Source organism: Thermoflexus sp., assembly GCF_042408365.1.
Lineage (GTDB): Bacteria > Chloroflexota > Anaerolineae > Thermoflexales > Thermoflexaceae > Thermoflexus.
Genome location: NZ_JBHOQJ010000209.1, coordinates 1 through 1,710 on the forward strand (window position 1 = coordinate 1; position 1,710 = coordinate 1,710).

The window sequence follows — 1,710 nt, forward strand, 5'->3', positions numbered from 1 at the left end:
TCCATGCTCAGGTAACGAGCCACATGGCTTAGCGCCCTCGCGGTTGGCAGGATATCCCCTCGAGCCCAGTTTTGCAGAAGCGAAAACCCGGGGAGGCTTGTCGTCCCCAGCTCCACATATCGCTGATCCATTGCCTCGACCACGGGGCCGATGTGCTCCAGATCCAGCTGCGGGCGCACATTTTGCAGCACCTGTATGGGGAACTCCCGACCGGCCAGGGCGACCGCTTCCTCGCGGAGGATCGGGTTCCCCGCGAAAAGGAGCCATGGACGCTCGCCCTCCGGTCGCAATCGGCATGCCAGCGCGGCCGTCTCTAAAAGCGCCCGAACCGGCCGGGTCGCCCCTCCATCGACGCCCCCCGCGATGACCACGAGATGAGGTTTGCTGGCGACCAAGGTCTTCAACCACTCCTCTTCCGTCTGACGCCGCCCGTTCAATGGGGCGACGGACAAGACCTCCACCACCTGCGTGTAGGCGCTGGCTGCTGCTCGCCGGAGGCTGGCAAGGCTCCACTCCGGCGAGAGGCCCCCAAGGACCACCCGGATGGGGGGCGCGGCGCTAAGGGTCACCAAGCAAGCATCCACCCCGGCTCCGTTGGAGAGCTCCGGAACGATCAAATTCCCTTGAGGGTCCAGAAGCGGACGCCCACAGATCACGCTCAGATGTTCCAGCGCCCGCATCACCCCCAGCGCGATATCTGGATGGGCCGCGTGCAGACGGGCGGGGGCGGTGGCGGCTGCCACGAAACGGAAACGATCCTCCACCCGCGCAAACAGCAGCGCGCGGATCTGGACGCTTCCGATATCGATCGTCACCAGGCTTTTCAAACTCATTTCCGCTTCACCCCAGAGTTCCCTTACATCTGCCTACGCTTCGCATGCATGCCGCCGCTATCCCTTCATCCAGCTTCGTTTTGGAGATACGGCAATAGCCCCTAACCCCTGAAGACCCCTAAGGGTCATCAGCCTTAAAAGACAAAGCGCTACGGCCACCACTGGCCCAGCGCTTGAATCAAGAACTCCGCACGGCCGATCAAGAGAGAGATCCCCGTGATCAGCGCTCCGCCGAACAAGGCGCCCAGGGCGAAGGCCCACACCGCGCGCCCCAGAGCCTGCAACCCGGTCCAGACAGTGCTGGGGATGCGAGCCTGGATTGGGGGGCGGTAGAACTGGGCCGCCAGCAACGCCAGGAGGGTCGCCACCAGCCCGAGGGTGATCCCACGGCCCGCCCCGGCGGCGATTTGAGGCCCCAAAGTCCCCAATACTGCCCCTGCCCCGGCGGTTCCCAAACCGATCCCCAAGGCGACAGCCAGCCCAAGATCCCCGAGGAATCCCAATCGAGGCGCTCCCTTCGCCAGGATCAAAGCTCCTAACCCAACCTCCGCAAACAACAGGTTCCGCCGCAGCGGATCCGTCGTTGTCGTTAGCTCCCGCCATTGGGGGATTAGAACGTTCCAGAGCATCACAGCCACGAAGTAGCCCACGCTGAGCCCGACCAGCAGGCTGGCCGCCAGACGATATACTGCTGTGTCGTCAATCAGATAGCTGAGGATCATCAGGGTGAGAAGCAATGCCGCAATCATCCCCATCGATTCCATCGCGCCCTTCTCCCGAAACGAGAGCTCTGGGTGGTTCTTCCACATCTGATCAGGCGTTATGCGGCTGGTTCCCTCGTGGGGTTGGGGGCAAGCCGGGCGCCTTTAGCGCCCGG

The 1,710-nt window shown here is 63.5% G+C and carries 2 protein-coding genes; both read right to left on the bottom strand.

Annotation, left to right across the window (positions count from 1 at the left end):
* A partial coding sequence (locus ACFMO5_RS09750; RefSeq protein ID WP_376792558.1) for a glutamate mutase L occupies positions 1–833 on the bottom strand: 833 nt, incomplete at its 3' end.
* A 149-nt stretch (positions 834–982) separates the two neighbouring features.
* A complete protein-coding gene (locus tag ACFMO5_RS09755) occupies positions 983–1,597 on the bottom strand; it encodes a hypothetical protein (RefSeq protein WP_376792559.1) in 615 nt (204 codons plus the stop codon).
* Positions 1,598–1,710: the final 113 nt, after the last annotated feature.

What these genes read in the sequence shown, in the direction of transcription:
- ACFMO5_RS09755 (WP_376792559.1), bottom strand. Translation starts at nt 1,597, where the DNA reads ATGGAATCGATGGGGATGATTGCGGCATTGCTTCTCACCCTGATGATC.